Source organism: Nonomuraea sp. NPDC003214 (assembly GCF_053590035.1).
This window is the reverse complement of record NZ_JBSFSX010000016.1, coordinates 1-23,321: the sequence shown is the minus strand read 5'-3', so window position 1 is coordinate 23,321 and position 23,321 is coordinate 1. Positions and strand designations below refer to the sequence as shown.

Sequence of the window (23,321 nt, the reverse complement as noted above, 5' to 3'; positions counted from 1 at the left end):
CGAAGGACTTCGGTCCCTGTTGGACTTCGGCTGCTGTTGGACTTCGGCTGCTGTTGGACTTCGGTCCCTGTTCACGCCGCCGTGGGCCCGGAGCTGCCCGGGCTGGCGTGCCAGAGGCGGCGCGGCGGCTCGGTGATCGCCGGGCCGAGGTCGGAGTAGGGCGACAGCCTGAACCCGTTGGCGTACTCGATCGCCCGCCCGCCGACGCCGCCCCGCTCCTCCGGGGTCTCGGCGATGACCGCCCGGACCGCGTCGAGCCCGCGCGAGCGCCAGACGGCGTCGAGGTCCACCAGGTTCCAGCAGTCGACCGCGCGCATGGAGACGGCCCGGGCGCCGGTGCGCCTGACCACCCCCCGCACGACCATGAGCCACGACCCGAACACCGTCGAGGCGCACCTGCCCTGCACCGACTCGAAGAAGGTCAGGTCGACCGGCCCCGTCGAGTCGTCCAGCGTGACGAAGACGATGCGCTGGCCGGAGCGGATGGCGGGCGTCTGGGTGGCGACCTTGACCCCCGCCACCAGCACCTCGGCGCCGTTGCGCAGCGTGAGCAGGTCCTTGGCGCGCACCACGCCGAGGCCGTCGAGCAGCTCGTCGTGGAAGCTGATGACGTGGCGGCTGACGTCCATGCCGAGGATCTCCAGCTCGGCCTCGACCATCTCCGTCTCGGTCATCTCGGGCAGTTCGCCGGGCGGGATGTGCTCGGCGAACCCGAGCGGGAGCTGCACGGCGGCCAGGTGGCGTTCGGGGGCGGCCTGGCGGGGCGTGTAGCGCTTGGTGGCGCGCGGCCCGGACCGCACGCCGTGGGCCGAGGTCCGCTCCAGCACGCCGACCTGGGCGATCAGGTCGCGCCTGGTGAGCTCGCCGGGCTTCCAGCGGGGGCCGCCGGGGCGCAGGCCGTGCAGCGCGTCCAGGCCGCCGACCTGGACGATCCGCTCCAGCGTCGGCCTGGACGGGCGGGCCCGGTCCCAGAAGTCGGCGAGCGAGGTGTACGGCTGGCCCTCGACCATGCGCGCCACCTCGGCCTCGCTCACCCCCTTGACCGCCGAGAACGGCACGCGCAGCGCGTAGCCCTTGCCGATCTCCTCGATCCTGAAGTCGCGCCGCCGCCGGGGCGGCTCGTCGCTCCCGGCTAGGTCGGCGGGGTCGACGCGGAGCTGGAGCCGTTCGACCCGCCAGTCCTTGGCCGACTTGTTCACGTCCAGCGGCAGGATCCGCACCCCGCACTGGCGGGCCTCGTCGATGAGGACGCGCGGCGGGTACATGCCGGGGTCGTGCGTCAGCACCCCGGCGAAGAACGCGGCGGCGTGGTGCCGTTTGAGCCAGGCCGACTGGTAGGTGGGCAGCGCGAACGCCGCCGCGTGCGCCTTGCAGAACCCGAACCCGCCGAACGCGTCGAGCACCTTCCAGGCGCGTTCCACGGCGCCGTCGTCGAACCCGTTCGCCTTGGCCAGCGGCACGAAGTGGCGGCGCACCCGGTCGCGGCCCTCGGGCGTGCCGAGCGTGCGCCGCAGCGCCTCGGCGTAGGACAGGTCCCTGCCCGTCATCACCTGGATGATCTTCAGCACCTGCTCGTGGAAGACCACCACGCCGTGCGTCTCCTTCAGCGCCTCGCGCAGCTTCTCGTGCGGATAGTACGGTCTGCGCCACCCGTGCCTGGCTTCCAGGTACGGGGTGACCATGTCGGAGTTGACCGGTCCCGGCCTGAACAGGGAGATGTCCACGATCAGGTCGTGCATCCTGCGCGGCTCCAGCTTGGCGACCAGCTCGCGCTGTCCCGGCGACTCGATCTGGAAGCAGCCGAGGGTCCGGCCCGCGCAGATCATGTCGTACGTCTCCTGGTCGTCGTGCGGGACGTACTGGACGCCGGGCTCGTCGCCGCTCTGCGTGTCGAGCTCGACGACGACGTCGTCCACCCGCTTGATCTCGCCCAGCGCGTACGCGAGCGCCGACTGCATCCGCACGCCGAGCACGTCGAGCTTGAGCAGCCCGGCCTCCTCCACGTCGTCCTTGTCGAACTGCGACATGGGGAACTCCAGCAGGCTGCGCTCCACGGGCGTGCGGTCGCGCAGGCCGGAGTTGCCGACGAGCACGCCGCACGGGTGCAGCGCGATGTGCCGGGGCAGCCCGTCGAGCTTCTCGGCCAGCCGGAACACCCGGTCCAGGCCGGCCTCGCCGAGGCGGCTGTCGCGCAGCTCCGGCAGGTCGCGCAGGGAGGCGGTGATCTGCATGGCCCTGATGTGCGGGAACGCCTTGGCGATGGCGTCGATCTCGTGCGGCGGCAGCCCCATGGCCCCGGCCACGTCGCGGATCGCGCTGCGCGCCCGGTAGGTCTCCATCATGGACACGCAGGCCACCCGCGACTCGCCGTAGCGGTCGAAGATCGCCTTGTAGCAGTCGAGGCGGCGGGCGGACTCGACGTCCACGTCGATGTCGGGCAGCCCGACGCGGCCCTCCGACAGGAAGCGCTCCATGAGCAGGCCGTGGTCGAGCGGGTTCACCTCGCCGATGCCGATGAGGTAGTTGACCAGGCTGCCGGCGCCGGAGCCGCGGATGGCGCAGCGCACGCCCATCTCGCGGATCATGTCGGTGATGCCGGCGACCGCGATGAAGTAACCGGACAGGCGCTTCTTCTCGATGATGTGCAGCTCGGCCGCCAGCCGCTCCCGCGCCTCCCGCGACCTGTCCAGCCCGCGCTCGGCCAGCCCGTCCTCCACCCGGTGGCGCAGCAGCGGCACCGGGTCGCGGCCGATCTCCGGCAGGTGCAGGTCCGGCGGGCTCTTGCGGAGCGCGAGCAGCTCGGCCGCCTCCATCGCGCACGCCTCGGCGACCTGCCGGGTGGCGCGCAGCAGCCGGGTGACGCGCTCCTGGTCGCCGCCGCAGATCTTGGCGGCCACCTGCAGCATCTCCTTGCCGCTCTTGAGATAGGCGTGCGAGGTGGTGCGTTCCAGGTGGCGCGGGTGCAGCGGGACGAGCTGGCGGGCCGCGTCGAGCACGTCGCCCACCTGGTGGTCGGCCGGGTCCAGGTAGCGCGCCGCGTTGCTCAGCACCGCGGGCACCCCGGCCGACTCCGCCAGCGCGAGCATCCGCAGCGCCGTCGTGGCGTCGCCGAACCCGTACTGGTCGACCACCTCGACCACCACGCCGGGCAGCGCGTCGCGCCAGAGCGCGAGCAGCGCGCGGGCGCGGTCGTCGCGCCGCTCGGCCACCGCCCGGCCCACGTCGGAGCGCGGCCCGAGCAGCACCACCAGCCCGCCGTCGGCGCCGTCGTGCTCGCCGATCAGCTCCCGGCTCACCCGGGGGTCGCCGCGCTCGCCCGTGTAATGGGCGGCCGTGACCAGCCGCGCCAGCCGCGACCAGCCGTGCGAGCGCGCCAGCACGGTCACCCGGTCCTGCGCCCCCGGGCCGGTCCGCGGCCGCCGCTCCCCCGTCGGGGCGAGCGCCAGGTTCGCCCCGAAGACCGGGGAGATCCCGGCGTCCGCGCACGCCTGCGCGTGCTTGACCGCCCCGTACAGCCCGTCGCGGTCGGTCAGCGCGAGGATGTCCATCCCGTGCTCGGCGGCCCGCGCCACCAGCGCCTTCGGGAACGCGGTGCCGTAGCGCATCGAGTACGCGGAGCTCACGTTGAGGTGCGGGAACGGCGCCATCAGTCCCACGCCCGCAGCAGCAGCCAGCCGTTGCTGGCGGTGTCGAACCTCAGCTCGTACGAGCCGACCTCGCGGCCGGGGCTGGCCTCGACCCGCCAGAACCGGCGCTCGCCGGGGTCGCCCTCGCCGGTCTTCCACCACTCGCGCGCCACGACCCAGTGGTCGAGCACGCGCCTGACGAGATAGAGACGATCGCGCCAGACGAACTGGGTCGGCTCCCCGTCCCGGGTCCACACCTCTATCGGATCGCCATAGAGTCTGCTCAAGACGCTTCTCCCCGCGGCTCTCGTTCTTCCTGCTGAGCCACCCGGGGGAAGGCGGGCGCTTACGAATCGAACATATGTTCTCACGCCCCCTCAACGCAAGTCGGCGGCCGGGTTCTCCCCCGCGCGGGGGACGCGTCTGGCCCCGGGCGGGGATCCGCGGGCCGCGCCGCCGCAGCAGGATCGGCGTCATGGACAGCACACGACCCGACCGGCTCACCGCGTTCGCGCTGGCGCTGGCGCTCCTGTACGGGGCGCTGCGCACGTACTGGCAGCTGGGGAACATGCCGGAGCGGCTCTCGCCGGTCGGTCCCGACCTGGTGGTGTTCACCGGGTGGTGGGCCGTCGCGCTGTGCGCGGCGGCGGCGCTGCTCCTGGCCGCCATGCTCGCGGCCGACCCGCCGAGGCCGGTGCGGGCGGCGCTGCCGGTGGCGTCGTGGGCCGTGGGGGCCGCGCTGATCGTGGCGGGGGCGCTGCTGCTGCTCGACGTCGTCGGCGGCGTCCTGCCCGGCCTCGGCATCTCCTTCCACCCGCTGGGCGCGCTGAGCAAGGCCGCCTGCGTGACCACGGGGGCGCTGCTGCTGCGGGCCGCGTTCCGCTACCGGCGGCGGACCGGCCGGCGCGCCCTGCCCGCGCTGGCCTCGACGCCCCGGTGGGCCTACGCGGCCGCCTACACCGCCGTGGCCGGCTGCGCGATCAGGGTCGCGGCGCAGGCCGTCGTCGGGTTCGGGGAGACGCCTCTTGAGGACGGCTGGATGGTGCTGGTGTTCGAGGCCGGGTTCCTGCTGGGGGGAACGCTGCTGCCGCTGGCGCTGGTGCACCGGTGGGGGCGGATCTGGCCGCGCTGGGTCCCCGGGCTGGCCGGGCAGCGGGTGCCCAGGCCGCTGGTGCTGTGGCCGGGCGCGGGCGTGTCGGCCGGGCTGGTGGCCTACTTCGGCGCGGGGCTCGGGCAGATGGTGTACGAGCGGCTGAACGGGCGCAACCCCTTCCCGCCTCAGGACGGGCTCGCGCTGCCCGAGGCGTTCTTCTGGGTGTCGGTCCCCGCGTACCTGGTGTGGGGCGCCGGGATGGCGGTGGCGGCGATCTCGTACGCGCTCCGTACCCGCGACACTGCGCGTGAGGGTCACCTGTCGGTAAGCTGACCCGCCGTGAGCGGTGATTCCTCCCACATCGGGCGCTACAGACTGCTGAACGTGCTGGGCAGGGGTGGGATGGGCACGGTCCATCTCGCCGAGGACCCCTCCGGGCAACAGGTCGCCATCAAGGTGATCAACCCGGAGTTCAGCCAGCACGAGCAGTTCCGCATGCGCTTCCGCAGGGAGGCGGACGCGGCGCAGCGGGTGCGCCGCTTCTGCACCGCGGCGGTGCTGGAGGCGGCGCTCGACGGCGGCCAGCTCTACGTCGTCACCGAGTACGTGCCCGGCCCCAACCTGGAGCAGGCCGTCCAGCAGTCCGGCCCGCTGCGCGGCTCCAGCCTCGACGCGCTGGCCGTCAGCGTCGCCACCGCGCTCACCGCCATCCACGCGGCCGGAGTGGTGCACCGCGACCTCAAGCCGTCCAACGTGCTGCTCTCCCCCGTCGGCCCGCGCGTGATCGACTTCGGCATCGCGCGGGCGCTCGACACCCTCGGCGGCGTCACCGGCACCGGCGAGCTGATCGGCACCCCCCGCTACATGGCGCCCGAGGTCCTGCGCGGCGACCCCGTCTCGCCGGCGTGCGACGTGTTCTCCTGGGGCTGCCTGATCGCGTACGCGGCGAGCGGCCGCTCACCGTTCGGCGGCGAGACGCTGCCGGCCATCGTCTACCAGGTGCTCAACACCGAGCCGAACCTCGACGACGTCGAGCCCGGCCTGCGCGAGCTCGTGCGGGCCGCCCTGCACAAGGACCCCGCCCAGCGGCCGACCGCCCAGCAGCTCCTCGACCACCTCGTCGGCCGGGCCGCCGGGCCCGAGCAGGTGGCCCAGACCGTCCAGGTCGCCTGGCAGCGCGCCACCACGCCGCTGACCGCCGCCGGCGGCCCCCCGCCGGGCCCGCCGCGGCGGGGCCGCCTCTACGCCGGGATCGCGGCGGCCGTGGCCGTCGCCGCCGGGCTCGGGATCGCCGGCTGGGTCGCCCTCTCCTCCGGCGGGCCGCCCGAGCTGGGCGTCCTGCACCGCGAGGACTTCACGCAGACCTCCGGCGGCTGGTCCGGCACCTACGACGCCGAGGACGAGGCCAGCTTCGGCTACCGCACCGACGGCACCTACGGGCTCGACGTCGAGCAGGGCGACGAGGAGAACTGGGCCGAGGCCGCCGTCCCCTTCCTGACCGAGACGCCCACCGCCGCCCCCGAGCCGTCCGCCACGCCCACCCCGATGCTGCCCGAGACCGTCCTCGTGGCCGTCAGCGCCGAGGTCGAGCACATCACCGGGAGCGGCGTCTACGGCGTCTACTGCCACGCGGCCGAGGACGGCACCTACTACGAGTTCGGCCTCGACACCGCCGGCACCGCCCGGATCAGGCGCATCTGGGACGGCTCGGGCGGCACCCTCGCCCAGGGCGAGGCCGGCAAGCCGGAGGGCAAGGTCCGCATCGAGGCCGCCTGCGAGCAGACGGGCAAGACGGTGCGGCTGTCCATGTGGGTGAACGGCGACCGTGTCGTGCAGGCCGACGACCCCAACGGCATCGCCAACGGCCCGGTCGGGCTGTTCGCCCGCGTCCCCAAGGACGGCGAGTCCCTGCTGAAGACCACCTGGGACGACTTCGAGCTGCGGGGCGCCCGGCAGCAGCCGTGACCCGCGCTCAGAGCACCCCCGCGCGGGCCGCCGCCAGGGCGGCGTCGGCGGCGCGGTCGGCGTCGTCCCGCGTCACCGGCTCGTGGGCGACGAACAGCCGGTAGTAGATCGGCGCGACCGCCACCCTGATCACCTCGCGTACGTCCACCGTGTCCGGCAGCTCGCCGCGCTCGACCGCCCGCCGCACCACCTGGGACGACTGCTCGTGGCGCGACTCGAAGAAGTCGTGCAGGGCGCGGGCCGCCTCGGGGCTCTGCATGGCCGCCGCCACGAACGCCGACGACACCGGCCCCAGCTCCGGGTCGTCGAACCCGCTCTGCACCAGCCTGGCGACGCCGCGCAGGTCGCCCTCGACGCTGCCGGTGTCGGGGATGGGCCACGGCTCGGTGCGGGCCAGCTCCAGCGCGTCGGAGACCAGCCCTTCGACGCTGCCCCAACGCCGGTAGACGGTCGTCTTGTGCACGCCCGAGCGCTCGGCGACGTTCTCCACGGTGAGGCCGCGGAAGCCGTGCTCGGCGAGCTCGGCGAGGGTGGCCTGGCGCACGGCGTCGCGCACCCTGGCGCTCCGCCCTCCCGGACGTTTGCTCGTCTCCAAAGACTACTCCAGTTGCGTTTGTCGGGCAGGCTGTGGCAAGCTAAAGCTACCTCAGTTGCGATTGGAGCTCCATCCTGACCATCCTCCGAGACGTTTCCAAGACGTACGGCCTGCACCGGGTGCTGGCCGGCGTGTCGATGTCCGTGCGGCCGGGCGAGCGCCTGGGCATCGTCGGCGAGAACGGATCCGGCAAGTCCACGCTGCTCCGCCTCCTGGCGGGGGTCGAGCGGCCCGACGAGGGCGAGGCCGTCCCGCCCGCCGACGCGGGCTACCTCGGCCAGACGCTCGACCTGCCGCCCGGCCACACGGTGCGGCAGGCGATCGACGCCGCCCTGGCCGGCCTGCGGGCCATCGAGCGCCGGATGCGCGAGCTGGAGTCCGACCTCACCCCCGACCGGATGGAGGAGTACGGGGAGCTCGCGACCGCGTTCGAGACCCGGGGCGGCTACGAGGCCGACGCCCGGGTGGACAAGTCGCTGCACGGGCTCGGCCTGACCCATGTCGGGCGCGACCGGGTGCTGTCCAGCCTGTCGGGCGGGGAGCAGGCTCGGCTCGGCCTGGCCTGCCTGCTGGCCGCCTCCCCCGAGACGCTGCTGCTCGACGAGCCGACCAACCACCTCGACGAGTCGGCGCTGACCTGGCTCGAGGAGCGGCTGCGCGACCACCGCGGCACCGTCGTCGCCGTCTCGCACGACCGGGCCTTCCTCGACCGGGTGGCGACCTCGGTGCTGGAGGTCGAGTCGGGCGGCGTGACGCGCTTCGGTGGCGGCTACTCGGGCTTCCTGGAGGCCAAGGCCGCCGCCCGCGCCCGGCAGGAGCAGGCCCACGCGGCCTGGCGTGACGAGGTCCGCCAGGTGCGCGAGCACGCCGCCACCACCGCCCACCGCGTCGCCGCCGGGCGGGCGATGCGCGACAACAACAAGATGGCCTACGACCGCAACGCCGGCCGCGTGCAGAGCTCGATCGCCAGCCGCGTGCGCAACGCGCAGGAGCGCCTGCGCAGGCTGGAGGCCGACCCGGTGCCGCCGCCGCCCCGGCCGCTCCGCTTCCGCGGCTCCTTCGCCCAGTCCCCCCGCTCCGGCCAGGCGCCGGAGGAGGGCGGGCGCGTGCTCACCGAGGTGCGTGACGTACGGGTGGGCGACCGGCTGGTCGTCGAGCGGTTCAGCGTCGCGGCAGGTGACCGGGTGCTGATCCGCGGGGCCAACGGCGCGGGCAAGTCCACGCTGCTCCACGCCGTCGCCGAGCAGGCGCGCGGGTCCGTCGGCCTGCTCCCGCAGGAGGTCTCCTACGATCCGGCGCTGCCGGTGCTGGACGCCTACGGGCGCGGCCCCCGCCACGAGCGCCGGGCGGCGCTGCTGGCCACCGGGCTGTTCCGGCCCGAGACGCTCGACCTGCGGGTGGGGGCGCTGTCCGTCGGGCAGCGGCGCCGGCTCGCGCTGGCGACGCTGCTGGCCGGCGAGCACGACCTGCTGCTGCTCGACGAGCCCACCAACCACCTGTCGCTGACACTGGTGGAAGAGCTGGAGCAGGCACTCGACCACTACCGGGGCGCGCTCGTCGTCGTGTCCCACGACCGCACGCTGTGCCGCCGCTGGCGGGGCGCCACGCTGGAGATATCGGGGGAACTCGCATGCACGTAACCAAGATCACCGCAGGTGCCCCCTACGGCATCGCGACCGGGGCCGACGGCGCGCTGTGGTTCACGCTCGTCCACGAGGGCCGCATCGGCAGGCTGCTCCCCGGCGGCGAGCCGGTGATCCACCAGCTCGCCCCGGCCGACGGCGGGCCCACCGTCATCACGCCCGGACCGGGCGGGGAGGCGATGTGGTTCACCGAATTCCAGGGCGGCCGCGTCGGGCGGATCTCCCCGACCGGCGAGGTCACCTCGTACGAGGCCGACTCGCCCTACGGCATCGTGACCGGGCCCGACGGGGCCATGTGGTTCACCTCGATGCGCTCCGACACGATCGGCCGGATCGCGCCCACCGGCGAGATCACCGAGTTCCCGGTCCCGGTGCCGGGAGGCATGCCCTCGGGCATCGCCGCCGGGGCCGACGGCGCGCTCTGGTTCACCCTCAACCAGGGCAACGCCGTCGGCCGGATCACCACCGGGGGCGAGGTGACCGTCCACCCCCTGCCCACGGAGGGCGCCGCCCCGGTCCACATCACCCCCGGCCCCGACGGGGCGCTCTGGTTCGCCGAGATCGGCGCCGGCCAGATCGGGCGCATCGACGTCACCGGCAAGATCGACGAGTTCCCGCTCCCCGACCGCGCCTCCCGCCCGCACGCCATCATCACCGGGCCTGACGGGGCGCTCTGGTTCACCCTCTGGGCGACCGGCCGCCTGGGCCGCATCACCACCGCCGGGGCGGTGGACGAGCACCCCCTCCCCGCCACCCCCGACACCCCCGCCGAGCCGCACGGCCTCACCCTGGGGCCCGACGGCGCCATCTGGACCGCCCTCGAATCCGGCGCCCTCGCCCGCATGGACCCGCCGGCCTGACGACGCCCCGGGACACCGGTGCGCCGGGGGCACCGGGTGTGCGGGTACGGCGTGTGCGGGTACGGCGTGTGCGCAACCGGCATCCGCCGTACCGGCCGTCCCATGACCGGCGCACGCGAGGCCCGTCCTCCGCGACCGAGCTCCCACTCTCCGATCCGGCCGCTCAGCCACTCGGCCACACCCACGAACCCCGCCATGCCAGCAGCCGCACCAGCGCAAGCCGAGATGGTGGATCTTCAGTGAGGATCCGGCCGGACCTCGGTCAGTCGAGGGCTTCGATGATGCGGAAGTCGCGCTCGAAGCCGTCGGGGAGTTCGGCCGGCGCCTTCTGGCAGGCCGCGCTCGCGCGTGCGGCAACCGCCTGTTCGCAACTGCCGAACTCGACCAGGACGACGCGCTCGGCGGTTCCGACTTCGTATGCGTCGACCGGGCGCAGGGGGCTGGGCAGGTTCTGGGGGGCCGGTTTCGCTGGATGGGTGGGGCGGTGCGGGGGGAAGGGCGTGGGCGGGGTTGACTAGGGGCATGCGTGCCATCGTGATCGCCGCCCAGGGCGGCCCAGAGGTTCTCGAGTACGTCGAGCGTCCGGATCCGGAGCCCGGCGCCGGGGAGGTGGTGGTGGATGTCGCCGCGAGCGGCGTGAACTTCATCGACATCTACCACCGCTCCGGCCTGTACCCGCTTCAGCTGCCCAGCGGGATCGGGTCGGAGGGCGCGGGGGTGGTGTCGGCCGTCGGGTCCGGGGTGGACGGGGTGGCCGTGGGCGACACCGTGGCGTGGGCCGGGGTGATGGGGTCCTACGCGGAGAAGGCCGTGGTCGCGGCGGACCGGGTGGTGCCGGTGCCGGACGGGGTGCCGGCCGAGCTGGCGGCGGCCGTGATGCTGCAGGGCATGACGGCTCATTACCTGACGCACTCGACGCACGAGGTGAAGCCGGGCGACACGGTGCTGGTGCACGCGGCGGCCGGCGGGGTGGGGCTGCTGCTGACGCAGCTGGCGAAGCTGCGGGGGGCGCGGGTGCTGGCGACGGCGTCGACGGAGGCGAAGGCGGAGCTGGCCCGCGAGGCGGGGGCGGACGAGGTCCGGCAGTACGACGACTTCGCGCAGGCGTGGCGCGGCGAGGTCGACGTGGTCTACGACGGGGTGGGCGCCGCGACGTTCGACGCGGGGCTGGAGGTGCTGCGGAGGCGCGGGCTGATGGTGCTGTACGGGGCGGCGAGCGGGCCGGTGCCGCCGGTGGATCCGCAGCGGCTCAACCGGGCGGGTTCGGTGTTCCTGACGCGGCCGACGATGGTGGATTACGTGGCGGAGCGGGAGGAGCTGCTGTGGCGGGCGCGTGACCTGTTCGGCTGGATCGCCTCGGGTGAGCTGAAGGTGACGGTGTCGGGGCGTTATCCGCTGGCGGAGGCGGGGCGGGCGCAGGAGGACCTGGCGGCCCGCCGGACCACGGGGAAGCTGCTCCTCGTCCCCTGACGCGACCGGCCCTCGCCTCCATCTCTTCAGGGGAATCTCCTCACACGAAATCCCTTACTGTGACCCGCATGGACATAGCGGGATTCGCCTTAGTTGTCGCGCTGTTGACCGTCACGCCGGGGCTGGACACGGCGCTCATCCTGCGGACGTCGCTGCTGGCCGGGCGGCGTCCGGCGTGGGGGGTGGCGCTCGGGGTCCAGCTCGGGGTGCTGGTGTGGGGGCTGGTGTCGGTCGCCGGGCTGTCCACGCTGCTGGCGGCCTCGCAGTTCGCCTACGACGTGCTGCGCTGGGCGGGGGCGGCGTACCTGGTGTGGATGGGGCTGCGCCTGCTGTTCGTCAGGAAGGACGCGCACGTGGAGGCGCCGGCCGAGCGGGAGGTGAGGTTCCGCACCGGGTTCCGGCGCGGGCTGGTCACGAACCTGCTCAATCCCAAGGTGGGCGCCTTCTACGTGGCGATGCTGCCGCAGTTCCTGCCGTCGGACCAGGCGGACGCGGCGTCGGGCCTGCTGCTGGCGGGGGTGCACGTGGCGGAGGGGCTGGTGTGGAGCGGGGTGCTGATCGCGTTCGCGGCCGTGATGGGCGGCCTGCTGCGCGCCCCGGCCGTGCGCCGGCTGCTGGACCGCGTCACGGGGGTGGTCATCGTGGGGTTCGGCGTACGGCTCGCGGTGGAGTGATCACATCTGGTACGCGGTGGTCCAGAAGTCGCGGTGCAGCCGGGGCGTCGCGGCGGAGTCCATCGCGGCCTGGGTGAGCAGGATGCCGACGAGCCCTTCTGCGGGGTCGGCATAGGCGGGGCGCCGGGGCCACCTCGCTCTACCGGCACGTGGCGGGCAAGGACGAGCTGATCGAGCTGGGGCCGAACCCGCTGCGGCAGCCGGAGCGGATGCTCGCTTGCTCGGCGGCCTGCAGACCAGGCTCGTCACTCCCACGGCCAGTCCAGCAGGCGGGCGCCGAGAACGGCGGTCTCCAGCGTGAAGCGCTGGGTGGGGTCGTCGGGCGAGAAGCCGGTCAGGCGGCGGATGCGCTGCAGCCGGTAGGTGACGGCGCGGGCGCTGAGCCCGAGCCTGCGGGCGGCGGCGGTCTGGTTGCCCTGGGCGGCGAAGACGGCCTCCAGGGTCTCCAGGAGCGGCGCGTGACCGCCGCGCGCCTCCAGCAGCGGGCTCAGCACGCTGGTCACCAGGTCCTCCATGGCGCTCCTGTCGCGCAGCAGCACGGGGAAGACGAGCAGGTCGGCGGCCCTGACGACGTCGTGCTTGAGCCTGAGCCGGTCGGCCAGGTCCAGGGCTCCGGCGGCCTCGCGGTAGGAGGCGACGATGCCGCCGGGGCCGCGCTGCGGACGTCCGACGCCGACGCGCCAGCCTGCCGGGAAGCGGGCGCGTACGTGATGGGTGAACTCGCCGACGGCGGCGGGCAGCGTGGCGGGGGCGACGCACACGAGCAGCCCGTCGCGGACGGCGAGCAGGATGTTGTGGGAGCCGAAGCGGGCGATGAGGTCGCGTTCGATGCGTTCGGGCTGGGCGGCGTCCGCCGGGTCGGTGAGGCCGCGGGCGGCGGCCACGACGTACGACTCGGCCAGGCGCAGGCCGAAGTGCTCGGCGCGTTCGGCGAGGCGTTCGGCGCGGCCTAGCAGCAGGTCGTCGACGAACTGCCTGCGCTCGGCCGAGGCGCCGCGCAGGGCGTCGAGCTGGGCCTGCTCGTACCCGGCGAGGAGCGCGGCGATGGCCCTGCGCAGGGCGGGCAGCACGCCGGGGAGCCCGTCGGCGGCGGCGAGCGCCGCGTCGACCAGCGCCGGGAGCGGGACGCCCAGCTCGGCGGCGTGGGCTCCGGCGGCGCGGTTGGCGTCGAGCGCGGCCCGGTCGGGCAGCCGGCCGCTGCGGGCGGCCAGCCGGAGCGCGTGAAGGTGCCCGCCGAGCAGCTCAGCGGGCACCTCGGGGGTCACGGTCAGACTCCTACGTCGCGTCTGTCGAAGGCGAGCACGGCGGTGAGCACCAGCACGGCGCTCGCGCCCGCCAGCACAAGGTAGTCCCCCACGGGAAGCCCCTGGTAGAGGGGGCGTCCGGCGGCGTAGTAGTGGAACGGCGAGATCCACTTGAGCCAGGCGACCGCCTCGACGTTCTGGCCGACGGTGACGACCACGTAGCCGAGCACGGCCCACACGCCGGCCAGGGCGAGCGAGGGCGCCCGGCGGCCGGAGGCGGCGCCGGCGGCGAGCGTGAGGCTGCCGAAGAAGAGCCCGACCAGGTAGACGCCGGTGTGGGCGGCGATCAGCCGGTCGGCGCCGACGCCGAGCGCGACGCCCTCGGCCAGCGCCCAGGTGACCAGCAGCGTGACGACGGCCACGGCCAGCAGGCCGAGCGCGAAGGCGGCGAAGCGCTCCAGGATCAGCCTCCGCCGGTCCACCGGCAGCGTGACGACGAGCTCCAGCGTGCCGGCCTCCTCCGGCTGGGCCAGGGCGCGGTTGGCGACGAGCATCGCGCACACCGCGAACAGCATGGGCACGAACAGCTGGTAGACGACCGACTGCAGGTAGCCGGCGCCGCTGGTCATGTCCTGCAGCCCGCCCATGAGGTCACGCAGCGCGCCGGGGAACTTGGCCAGCGCCTGCGCCCCATAAAGATCGGGATTCTCCCGAATATTGGGATAAATCCCTAAATACATGGTCATGAAGGCGCTGATCCCGATCGCCCACCAGATCAGCGACCGCCTGAAGTCACGCAGGCTCTTGGCGATCATCGTCTCGCCCCTCCTCGCTGTAGTAGGTGAGGAAGATCTCCTCCAGATCGGGCTCCTCGCTGACCAGGTGCACCACGGTGAACCGGGCCGCCGCCTTGACCAGCGCGTCCGGCCGCCCGTCGATCGTGCAGCTCAGCGCCGCCCCCTCCACGCGCAGCTCCCGCACCCCGGGCAGCCCGGCGAACGCCTCGGCCGGGACCGGCGCGTCGAAGTGCAGCTCCACCCGGCGCACCGCCTTCTCCCGTAGCGCCGCCACGTTCTCGACCGCGACCAGCCGCCCGGCCCGTACGATGCCGACCCGGTCGGAGACGTGCTCCACCTCGGCCAGCACGTGGGAGGACATGAGCACGGTCCGGCCGGAGGCGCGCACCTCGCGCACCATGGCCAGGAACTCCTGCTGCACCAGCGGGTCGAGCCCGCCGGTCGGCTCGTCGAGGACGAGCAGCTCCGGCTCGTGCATGAACGCCTGGATGAGCCCGACCTTCTGCTTGTTGCCCTTGGAGAGCTTGCGCATCGGCACGGACAGGTCGGCGTCCAGCCGTTCGGCCAGCGCCCGGATCCGGGCGGGCGGCACGCCGCCGCGCACCCGGGCGAGGAAGGCCAGGTAGTCCCGGGCCCGTTCCCTGCCCTCCAGCGCCAGCTCGCCCGGCAGGTAGCCGATCCTGGCGCGCACGGCGGCCTCCCGCGAGCCGGCGCCGAGGACGGTGACGTGGCCGCGGGTGGGCCTGATCACGTCGAGGAGCAGCCGGATCGTGGTGGTCTTGCCCGCGCCGTTCGGTCCCAGGTAGCCGAAGACCTCTCCCGGCCGGATCTCCAGCGTGAGATCCTCCAGGCCCCGGCGCCTGCCGTAGTACTTCGTCAGCCCTTCGGCCCGCACCACCGCTGTCATGCCGGAATGATCCCGCCCGGTCCCCGTCCGCGTCACCGGCCGGATCCGGCAGCGACGGAGGCGGTTCGCTTCCGGCACCCGGCAACACCGTTTATCCGGAATTCCTGAGTACAGTGCTGGCGTGGACATCGAGGAACGGGTGCGCGCCCTGGAGGCCCGCGTCGCCGCCCTGGAAGGCGGGCAGGCCGTCGCGGCCCCCGCCGACGACGACACCGGCCGCGTCGTCTACGGCGGCGAGGCCAGGCTGGGCGGCTACCGGTGGCGGTGGGAGTCGGCCCGCTCCCCCGGCTGGCTCGTCGAACGCCCGGCCGCGCCGATGGCCGCCGTGCTCGCCGCCGCCGGCCACCCCGCCAGGCTGCGCATCCTGCAACTGCTGCTCAGCGGCCCGCGCCCGATCGCCGACCTCCAGAGCGAGCTGGCGCTGGCCTCGCAGGGGCAGCTCTACCACCACCTGAAGACACTCGCCTCGGCCGGCCTGGTCGAGCAGCCCGAACGCGGCGTCTACCGGGTGCCGCCGCAGGCCGTGTTTCCGGTGCTGGCCCTGGCGGCCGCGGCCACGGACGTCGCCGGCCGGGAGTGAGCGGGGCGGAGACCGCGCTGGAGGTCATCGGCGCCTGGGTCGCGGAGCGCCGGGCGGCAGCGTCGGCGCCCCGGGCGGGCCTTCCGTGATGAGGTCGAGCAGCGCGCCGGTGTCGAGGTGCCGCTCGACGAGGTCGCCGAGCGCGTCCAGGCGCTCCTCGCGCAGCCGGGCGAAGTCGGTGGCGGGGTCGGGGACGAAGTCGCGCCCGGCGCGGGCCGCCACGTCGGCCAGGAAGGCGCGCCTGAACCCGTCGTTCTCCAGCGCGCCGTGCCAGGTGGTGCCCTGCACGGCGCCCACCCGGCAGCCGTCCAGGAACGGCTCGCCGCCCTCGACCGTGGCCCGGCCGTGGTGGATCTCGTAGCCGCGCACCGGCTGCCCGTACGCCTCGCCGTACGGCCTGCCCAGGATCTTGCCGGCGGCGAACTCGACGCGCACGGGCAGCAGCCCGAGGCCGTCGACGCGGCCCGCGCCCGACTCCACCTCGTCGACGATCTCGCGCCCGAGCATCTGGAAGCCGCCGCAGATGCCGAGGATCGGCCCGGTACGTGACACCAGCGCGTCGGCCAGGCCGGTGCGGCGCAGCCAGGCCAGGTCGGACACGGTGGCGCGGCTGCCGGGCAGCACGACGAGGTCGGCGTCCTCCAGCCCGGCGGGGTCGGTGACGAAGCGCACCACCACGCCCGGCTCGGCGGCCAGGGCGTCCACGTCGGTGAAGTTCGAGATGCGGGGCAGCCGCACGACCGCCACGCGCAGCGTCCGCCTGCCGTACGGGGGGCGCGCCGCGACCGTGCGGCCGTCCAGGGCCAGCGAGTCCTCCACGTCCATCCACAGCCCGTCGAGCCAGGGCAGCACCCCGTACACGCGCCGCCCGGTCAGCTCCCTGAGCTGGTCGAGGCCCGGTTCGAGCAGCTCACGGGCGCCGCGGAACTTGTTGACCACGAACCCGGCGACGAGCGCCTGGTCGGCGGCCTCCAGCAGGCCGACGGTGCCGTAGAAGGCGGCGAACACCCCGCCCCTGTCGATGTCGCCGACCACGATCACCGGCAGGTTCGCGGCCCTGGCCAGGCCCATGTTGGCGATGTCGCCGGGGCGCAGGTTGATCTCGGCGGGGCTGCCCGCGCCCTCGCAGACGACCACGTCGTAGCTGTCGCGCAGCCGCGCCAGCGACTCCAGCGCCATGGCGCGCAGCAGGTCGCGCAGCTCGCCGTACTCCATCGCGTCGACGTCGGCGACGGGGCGGCCCATGAGCACGACCTGGCTGCGCCGGTCGCTGCCGGGCTTGAGCAGGATCGGGTTCATGTCGGCGACCGGCTCCAGGCCCGCGGCCTGCGCCTGCATCGCCTGGGCCCGGCCGATCTCCGCGCCGTCGGCGGTGACGTACGAGTTGAGCGACATGTTCTGCGCCTTGTACGGCGCGACGCGCACGCCCTGGCGGGCCAGCCAGCGGCAGATGCCCGCGGTGACCACGCTCTTGCCGGCGTCGGAGGTGGTGCCCGCGACCAGGAGTGCGCCCTTCACCTGGAGCAGGTTAGTGGGAAATCGTAAGGAACCACCCATTTACGAATCCTGTGACTTCTGCCACTCTAACTAGAACGTTCGCCTAGAACGGTATTCTAGATTTTCCTCCTGGAAGGTGAGGCATGGTCGGAACGCTGGGTTCGCCCCGGACCGGCAGGATCGACGCGGCCGCCCGGGCGCCGTTCGGCTGGGCGCCGCTGGTGGTGCTCTTCATCGTCGGACTCGTCGACCGCATGGAAGCCAACCTGCTGTCGGGCGTGCTCCCCCTGGTGCAGCGGGAATGGGGCTTCAGCGACACCGCAGCCGGCTCCATCCCCACGGCGGCAGCGCTGGCGGGGGCGATCGTGGCCATCCCGGCCGGCTACATCGCCGACCGGTACAACCGCACGCGGATCATCGCCGTCGTGGTCTTCATCTGGGCCGTCGCCACGCTCGGCACCGGCCTGGCGACCGGGTTCGTCATGTTCTACCTGATGCGGGTGCTGCTCGCCGCCGCCGAGAACATCGACAACCCCGCCTCCGGCAGCCTGCTCGCCGACTACTACCCGCCCGTCACCCGGGCCAAGGCGTACGGCCTGACCCGCGTGACGACCTACCTGGGCGGCGTCGGCACCCTGCTCGGCGGCGTGCTCGGCGAGGCGTACGGGTGGCGGAACGCGTTCATGATCATGGTGATCCCGGGCCTGCTCACCGCCGTGCTCGTCTGGATGCTCAAGGAGCCGCGCCGGGGCGAGCTGGACCGGATCGTCGCCCGCTCCGCCGCCGCCACCGGCACCACGGGCACCACCGGCACCGTCGCCGCCGAGCCGGTGCCCGCCCCGACGCCCGACACCGTCCCCACCACGGAGAAGGTGCCGTTCGGCAGGCAGATGCGGCAGGTGCTCACCATCCCGTCGCTGGTGTTCGTCTGCGTGGGGCTCGGGCTGCTCACGCTGGGCCTGGCCGGGGTGTTCTTCTGGCTGCCGACGCTCATGGTCCGCACCTTCGGCGTCGCGGCCGGCACCGCGGGCTCGGTGTCCGGCCTGATCACCATCGCGGGCACGCTGACCGGCACGCTGATCGGCTCCTGGCTGGGCCGCACCTGGCACGGCACCCGCAAGGGCGGCCGGCTGCTGGCCGGGGGCGGCGGCATCACGATCGGCGCGCTCGTCCTGGCCGTCGCGCTGTCGATGGACTCGCTGTGGCCGATGGCGATCCTCACCCTCATCGCCTGCACGTCCATGTCGGTCGCCATCCCCAACATGACCGCCTGCCTGGCGGACGTGGTGCCGGCCAGTGCCCGGGGCTCGGCTTCGCCGCGCTCCAGCTCCTCATCACCGGCTGCGGCGCGTTCGGCTCGCTCATCGTCGGCATCGCCTCGGACCAGCTCGGCTCGCTGGTCGGCGGCATGTACATCCTGATCGTCCCGATGGTGATCGGCGGCCTGCTCACGCTCGGCGCCCGCGCCTCCTTCGAGCGCGACGCCGCGAAGGTCCTCGACGCCGCCCGCCACTCCTGACCCACCCCGGCCCCCGGCCCCCGAGCGACCGGGGGCCGGGCCGTCCGTCAGTGGGCCATCACCCCGCTGAGCTCGTTCGGCGCCTGCGGCAGCGTGCCGGTCCTCAGCTTCTTGCCGGACTTGACGTCCACCGCGTGCACCCGCTTGCCGTCCGGGTCGGTCACGTACGCGACGTGGCCCCGCACGAAGATCGCCGGGCGGGGCCGCTGCCACTCGATCGGCTCACTCCACTCCCCCATCACCGGGATCGTCCTGACGACCTCGCCCTTCTCCGGATCTATCACGTGGATCTCCCCGTCGGTGCCCAGCACCAGCGCCTCGCCGTGCGGCCCGCGCGCCAGCGAGCGGAACGTGTAGCTCGTCCCCAGGTCCACCAGCCGCAGCTTGCCCGACGCAGTGTCGATGAGCGACACCTGCTCCGGCCGCTCCAGCTCGGCGTCCGGGTCCTTCTTGTAGTCGCCGAGGACGATCGGCGACCTGTCGCTCCCGGCCTGGTTGCCGATCCGCCCGTACGGGTCGGGGCTCCGCACCTTGGTGATCTTGCCAGCGCGGTAGACGAGGACGCCGTCCTCGCAGCCGACGACCACGGTCTCGCCCTCGGCCGCGGCCTCGCCGTGCACGCCGGGGCACTGCTCGCTGCGGGTGATCTCCTCGCGCTCACGGTCCAGGACGACGATGCCGCTGCGCTTCTCCTCGGTGCCGAGCGTGACGACGAGCTCGCCGTTCGCGAGCTGGATCGCCACGCCGTGGTGCGGGGCCGCCGCCTGGTAGACCTCGCCCTCGGGCAGCCCGGCGGCCAGCTCGTGCGGGTCGAAGACGGTGACCTGGCCGGTGCCGTCGGAGAACAGCACCGTCCTGCCCGCGTGGCGGACGACATGGCCGGGCTTGGGGGCCTTGAACTCGTCGGCCTTCAGCTCGGGCGCGACCGCGTCGAGCACCCGGAACCCGGTCGACGTCGACACCATCACGTGCCGCTCGTCGCCCGCCGGGTTGACCCGGTTGAAGCCCGGCAGCGGAATGTCGCGGGCGACGGCCAGCGTCTCGCCGTCGAGGACGTACAGGCCGCCGTCGTACGTGACGACCAGCGGCTCCTTGACGGGCCTGGACGCGCTCGGAGCGCTCGGCCCGGCCTGGCCGGGCTGGGCGTTTTGGGCGGTTTGCGTGGGCTGAGCGGCGCAGGCGCTCGCGAGCAGGGCCGCCGCGGCCAGCAGGAGGGGGAGCCGGTGATTCATCGGATTCCTTTCAGGGTTTGGCGTCAGAAATTCGCGTCAGGGTTTCGCGCTGAGGCCGGAGACCATGGCGTCGGTGTTGGCGCGCATCATCCGCAGGTAGGTGTCGGCGCCACCGCCGGCCGCGCTCAGGGACTCGGTGAACAGGCCGACGACCTCGACCTTCAGCCCGGCCTCCGAGGCCAGGACCTGGACGAGCCGGTCGGGTTGCGAGGAGTCGGCGAAGATGGCGGGCACGCCGTGCTCGCGGACAGCGTCGGCCAGGTCCTTGAGGTCGGCGGCGCTCGGCGAGGCGAGCGTGGTGCCGCCCGGGATCACCGCCCCGACGACCTCGAACCCGTACCGTTCGGCGAAATAGCCGAAGACATGATGATTGGTGACGAGCTTTCGCCGCTCGGGCGGGATCGCGGCCAGCCGCCGCACCATCCAGGCGTCGAGCCGTTCGAGCTCGCGCCGGTAGGCGGCGGCGTTGGCGCGGACGGCGGCCGCGTCGACGCCGTCGATGCGCTCGGCCCGCGCCGCGATCGCGTCGACGGCCCGGATCATGCGGCCCGGATCGGTCCAGAAGTGCGGATCGGGCCGGCCGCCGTCCGCGTACGGCAGCGGCCCGGCGGCCTCGGCGGCGGCCAGCACGGGCACCCCCGCCTCCTCGGCGGCCCGTACGTGCCGCAGCACGCCCTCCTCCAGGCCGAGGCCGTTGTGGACGACGAGCGAGGCGCGTTCGAGCCGGGCGGCCTCGGGGGCCGACACGCCGAACGAGTGCGGGTCGGCCCCGGCCTTCATCAGCACCGTGACGTCGGCCTCCGTACCGATGATCATGCGGGTGACGTCGCCGAGGATGTTCGTGGTGACGACCACCTCGGGCCGCCGCTCGCCCCCCGCCGAGCAGCCGGCCAGCAGCAGCGCCACGACGATCAGCAGCATCCTCATCGGCCTGTCTCCACCATGTGCGCGGGCGCGAAGCCCAGCTTGAACGTGCGGGCGCGGCGCAGGCCGTCGGCGTAGTCGATCTCGTGCACGACCCGACCGGCGGGGTCGTTGACGTAGGCGCGGCCGGTGTCGGCCTGGATGGTCTGCGTGCTCGCCGACTCCAGCAGCTTGACCCTGGCCTGACGCTCGCCGGATGCGGGGTTCCAGGCGTGCAGGACGCCGTCGGCGGTCAGCGTGAGCACCGGCGCGCCGGGGCCGGTGGCGGTGACCGCCACCACGGGGCCGGTGCGCAGCAGCCTGACGGTCCGCGCGGTGACGTCGATCACGAGCACGCCCCGGTCACCGGCCTTGGCCGCGAGCACGGTGCTGCCCGGCCGGGCGTGCAGCTCGCCCACGCCGCCGGGGTGGGCGAGCTTGACCGCGCCGTCCCGGCCGGCCAGCAGCACGCCGTCGGCGCACGCGAACACCGGGCCTCTCCGGGTGACGGCCGCGTCGCGGGGCCGCGGGCAGGGCTCGCCCAGCTCGCCCGTCCGTTCGCCCGTCCTGCTCAGCACCGCGTTCTCGCCGGGCACGAGCAGCCGCTCCCCATACGGCAGGACCATGTCGTACGGGAGCTCGGCCGTACGGACGATCTCGCCCTTCTCCAGCCGGGCACGGTCGAGCAGGAGCGTGCCGTCACCCGAGACCGCCGTCACCGCCGCGCCGGCGGCCACCCGCCGCCCGGGGACGGCGCCCAGCTCGCGGGGGGCGGACCGGTAGTAGTGGACGTGGTCGCCGTGGTCGACGGTCCAGGCGCCGCCGTCGACGACGCGCAGCCGGTCACCGGTGCGGACGTAGGCGAACCGCCCGTCGCCGTCGACACCGTCGACACCGTCGGCCGCGCCCGAGCCGCCGACCCCGGTGACCTTCCCGGTGATCAGGTCGAGCACGTGCACCGCGCCGCCGGGCTCGGCCAGCACCAGGCGGTACTGCGGCTCGGCGGCCTCCTCCGCCCCTGCCACGTAGCCGTGCGGCACGGGGCCGGCGGGCGTCGCGGGAACGGCGGGGGCGGCGGCGCACCCGGCGAGCAGGATCGTCGCGGCGATCGCCGCACCCCGCCTCATCGGGCCCTCAGCTTGGCCGCCAGCGCCGACACGAAGAACAGCGACACCGCCACGGCCGCGATCGTCGCCCCCGCCGCCGTGCCGAGATGCCACGACACGAGCAGCCCCGACGCCGCCGCGAGCACGCCCAGCAGCGCGGCCCCCAGCATGATCGCCGGGATCCGCCGCGCCCACAGCGCCATCGCCGCCGGGGGCGCGATGAGCAGCCCGAACACCAGCAGCGTGCCCACCACGTGGAACGACGCCACGATCGCCAGCGTGACCAGGCCGAGCATCAGCGCGTGCGCCGGCCCGGGCCGCAACCCGAGCGTGCGCGCCTTGCGCGGGTCGAAGGCCAGCGCGACGAACATCCGGTGCCCGAGCAGCGTCACCAGCGCCGCCACGGCCAGCGCCACGGCGAGCTGAAGCAGCTCGTGGTCCCGCACCGCCAGCACGTCGCCGAACAGGAACCCGGTCAGGTCCACCGCGAACGAGCCGGACCGCGACACGATGATCACGCCCAGCGCGAGCATGCCCGCGAACAGCAACCCGATCGCCGTGTCCTGCGACACGCGCCGCGACCTGCCCAGCGCGGTCACGCCCGCCGCCATCGCCGCCGCGGCAAGCAGCCCGCCGATCACCGGGCTGCCGCCGAGCAGCGCGGCCAGCGCCACCCCGGGCAGCATCCCGTGCGACATCGCGTCGCCCATGAACGCCATGCCGCGCAGCACCACCCACGTCCCGGCCATCGCGCAGACCAGCGAGACCAGCGTCGACGCCCACAACGCCTGCCGTACGAAGGACACCTCGAAGGGGTCCAGCAACCAATCCATGACCCGCACCTTACAATGAAAACCGTTATCAATTTCAAGTCGAGGGCGGGACATGAAGATCGACAAGCTGGTCGCCGGCTATCCCCGGCGCACGGTGTTGCACCAGGTCACAGCCGACATTCCGGACGGCCGGGTGACCGCCGTGGCCGGGCCGAACGGGTCAGGCAAATCCACCCTGCTGAGCGTGCTGGCCGGGGTGCTCCCCGTCACGTCCGGCACGATCGAGCGGCGCCACCGGCCCGCGTACGTCGTGCAGCGCAGCGAGGTGAGCGACGCCCTGCCGATCACCGTCCGCGACACCGTGGCGATGGGCCGCTGGGCGCATCGCGGCCCCTGGCGCCGCCTGCGCGCGCACGACTGGTCGGTGGTCGACTCCTGCCTGGACCGCCTGGGCATCACCGACCTGGCCCGGCGACCGCTCGGCGCGCTGTCGGGCGGGCAGCGCCAGCGCGCGCTCGTCGCCCAGGGGCTCGCCCAGGAGTCGGACCTGCTCCTGCTCGACGAGCCCGCTACCGGCCTAGGCCCTGTCTCGAAGTGTGATCAACGGCGTGTCGCAGCCGGAAAGCAGAGAGGTCTCCGGTAGAGGGTTCATCGACCAAGAAGAACCTGTAACCCGGAGACCTCGTGGCCACCTTAGCGGTGACGCGGCGGTTCGACCTCACCGATGCACAGTGGGCGCGGCTGGAGCCGCTGCTGCCCGCAGGCAAAAGGCCAGGTCGGCCGTCGCAGTGGACCAAGCGCCAACTCATCGACGGGATTCGCTGGCGGGTGAGGGTC

At 73.7% G+C, this 23,321-nt stretch carries 20 protein-coding genes and 1 pseudogene; 10 read left to right on the top strand and 11 right to left on the bottom strand.

Annotation, left to right across the window (positions count from 1 at the left end; genetic code table 11):
* Positions 1–71 precede the first annotated feature (71 nt).
* Positions 72–3,647, bottom strand: a complete 3,576-nt coding sequence (locus tag ACWDXC_RS37520; protein ID WP_449990597.1) for a DNA polymerase III subunit alpha — start codon at positions 3,645–3,647, stop codon at positions 72–74.
* Positions 3,647–3,913, bottom strand: coding sequence for a DUF6504 family protein (locus ACWDXC_RS37515; protein ID WP_219503810.1), 267 nt, complete (start codon positions 3,911–3,913; stop codon positions 3,647–3,649). Before ACWDXC_RS37515 ends, ACWDXC_RS37520 begins: the two co-directional genes overlap by 1 nt.
* A 188-nt stretch (positions 3,914–4,101) precedes the next feature.
* On the opposite strand from ACWDXC_RS37515, the gene ACWDXC_RS37510 reads away from it, so the two are divergent.
* Positions 4,102–5,052, top strand: a complete 951-nt coding sequence (locus tag ACWDXC_RS37510; RefSeq protein WP_449990368.1) for a hypothetical protein — start codon at positions 4,102–4,104, stop codon at positions 5,050–5,052.
* A gap of 6 nt (positions 5,053–5,058) precedes the next feature.
* Positions 5,059–6,684 (top strand): serine/threonine-protein kinase, encoded by a 1,626-nt coding sequence (locus tag ACWDXC_RS37505; protein ID WP_308125706.1) that lies wholly within the window; start codon positions 5,059–5,061, stop codon positions 6,682–6,684.
* Positions 6,685–6,691: 7 nt separating this feature from the next.
* Here ACWDXC_RS37505 and ACWDXC_RS37500 read toward each other — a convergent pair whose 3' ends face one another.
* On the bottom strand, positions 6,692–7,240 hold the full coding sequence (locus ACWDXC_RS37500; protein WP_219503804.1) for a TetR/AcrR family transcriptional regulator: 549 nt from the start codon (positions 7,238–7,240) through the stop codon (positions 6,692–6,694).
* A 158-nt stretch (positions 7,241–7,398) separates the two neighbouring features.
* Here ACWDXC_RS37500 and ACWDXC_RS37495 point away from each other — a divergent pair, with 158 nt between their 5' ends.
* The 4 genes from ACWDXC_RS37495 (at position 7,399) to ACWDXC_RS37480 (ending at position 11,926) form a co-directional block, all read left to right on the top strand.
* Positions 7,399–8,919: an ABC-F family ATP-binding cassette domain-containing protein gene (locus tag ACWDXC_RS37495; protein ID WP_449990364.1), complete on the top strand. Its 1,521-nt coding sequence runs from the start codon at positions 7,399–7,401 to the stop codon at positions 8,917–8,919.
* Positions 8,910–9,782, top strand: a complete 873-nt coding sequence (locus tag ACWDXC_RS37490; RefSeq protein ID WP_449990361.1) for a Vgb family protein — start codon at positions 8,910–8,912, stop codon at positions 9,780–9,782. Before ACWDXC_RS37495 ends, ACWDXC_RS37490 begins: the two co-directional genes overlap by 10 nt.
* 522 nt (positions 9,783–10,304) lie before the next feature.
* Positions 10,305–11,252 (top strand): quinone oxidoreductase family protein, encoded by a 948-nt coding sequence (locus ACWDXC_RS37485; RefSeq protein WP_449990359.1) that lies wholly within the window; start codon positions 10,305–10,307, stop codon positions 11,250–11,252.
* 68 nt (positions 11,253–11,320) lie between these two features.
* Positions 11,321–11,926 (top strand): LysE family translocator, encoded by a 606-nt coding sequence (locus ACWDXC_RS37480; protein WP_219503792.1) that lies wholly within the window; start codon positions 11,321–11,323, stop codon positions 11,924–11,926.
* A 245-nt stretch (positions 11,927–12,171) separates the two neighbouring features.
* On the opposite strand, the gene ACWDXC_RS37475 is transcribed toward ACWDXC_RS37480, so the two are convergent.
* From ACWDXC_RS37475 to ACWDXC_RS37465, 3 genes are read right to left on the bottom strand one after another with little or no spacing between them, the layout of a single operon-like run.
* Positions 12,172–13,191, bottom strand: a complete 1,020-nt coding sequence (locus ACWDXC_RS37475) for a PucR family transcriptional regulator (RefSeq protein WP_449990356.1) — start codon at positions 13,189–13,191, stop codon at positions 12,172–12,174.
* 2 nt (positions 13,192–13,193) lie between these two features.
* On the bottom strand, positions 13,194–13,985 hold the full coding sequence (locus ACWDXC_RS37470; RefSeq protein ID WP_449990353.1) for an ABC transporter permease subunit: 792 nt from the start codon (positions 13,983–13,985) through the stop codon (positions 13,194–13,196).
* Complete coding sequence (locus tag ACWDXC_RS37465; protein WP_219503784.1) at positions 13,963–14,874, bottom strand: ABC transporter ATP-binding protein; 912 nt, start codon at positions 14,872–14,874, stop codon at positions 13,963–13,965. The genes ACWDXC_RS37470 and ACWDXC_RS37465 overlap by 23 nt, the downstream gene beginning before the upstream one ends.
* Before the next feature lie 121 nt (positions 14,875–14,995).
* On the opposite strand from ACWDXC_RS37465, the gene ACWDXC_RS37460 reads away from it, so the two are divergent.
* Entirely contained in the window at positions 14,996–15,454 is a 459-nt protein-coding gene (locus ACWDXC_RS37460) for an ArsR/SmtB family transcription factor (protein ID WP_219503781.1), read from the top strand.
* Between the two features lie 24 nt (positions 15,455–15,478).
* On the opposite strand, the gene ACWDXC_RS37455 is transcribed toward ACWDXC_RS37460, so the two are convergent.
* On the bottom strand, positions 15,479–16,972 hold the full coding sequence (locus ACWDXC_RS37455; RefSeq protein ID WP_449990349.1) for a cobyric acid synthase: 1,494 nt from the start codon (positions 16,970–16,972) through the stop codon (positions 15,479–15,481).
* A gap of 122 nt (positions 16,973–17,094) precedes the next feature.
* Between ACWDXC_RS37455 and ACWDXC_RS37450 the strand changes: the two genes are divergently transcribed.
* Entirely contained in the window at positions 17,095–18,372 is a 1,278-nt protein-coding gene (locus tag ACWDXC_RS37450) for an MFS transporter (protein WP_449990346.1), read from the top strand.
* Between the two features lie 145 nt (positions 18,373–18,517).
* Here ACWDXC_RS37450 and aztD read toward each other — a convergent pair whose 3' ends face one another.
* Genes aztD through aztB form a run of 4 tightly spaced genes read right to left on the bottom strand, consistent with a single transcriptional unit; the run spans position 18,518 to position 22,544 of the window.
* Entirely contained in the window at positions 18,518–19,702 is a 1,185-nt protein-coding gene (gene aztD / locus ACWDXC_RS37445) for a zinc metallochaperone AztD (RefSeq protein WP_449990343.1), read from the bottom strand.
* 36 nt (positions 19,703–19,738) lie between these two features.
* Positions 19,739–20,629: a zinc ABC transporter substrate-binding protein AztC gene (aztC, locus tag ACWDXC_RS37440; RefSeq protein ID WP_449990340.1), complete on the bottom strand. Its 891-nt coding sequence runs from the start codon at positions 20,627–20,629 to the stop codon at positions 19,739–19,741.
* Complete coding sequence (locus ACWDXC_RS37435) at positions 20,626–21,732, bottom strand: hypothetical protein (RefSeq protein ID WP_449990338.1); 1,107 nt, start codon at positions 21,730–21,732, stop codon at positions 20,626–20,628. Before ACWDXC_RS37435 ends, aztC begins: the two co-directional genes overlap by 4 nt.
* On the bottom strand, positions 21,729–22,544 hold the full coding sequence (gene aztB / locus ACWDXC_RS37430; RefSeq protein WP_449990335.1) for a zinc ABC transporter permease AztB: 816 nt from the start codon (positions 22,542–22,544) through the stop codon (positions 21,729–21,731). Before aztB ends, ACWDXC_RS37435 begins: the two co-directional genes overlap by 4 nt.
* 52 nt (positions 22,545–22,596) lie before the next feature.
* Here aztB and aztA point away from each other — a divergent pair.
* Both aztA and ACWDXC_RS37420 read left to right on the top strand, forming a co-directional pair.
* Positions 22,597–23,097, top strand: a pseudogene (aztA, locus tag ACWDXC_RS37425) (zinc ABC transporter ATP-binding protein AztA); the annotation flags it as partial.
* A gap of 71 nt (positions 23,098–23,168) precedes the next feature.
* Positions 23,169–23,321: transposase (locus tag ACWDXC_RS37420; RefSeq protein WP_449990594.1), on the top strand; the 153-nt coding region annotated here is incomplete at its 3' end.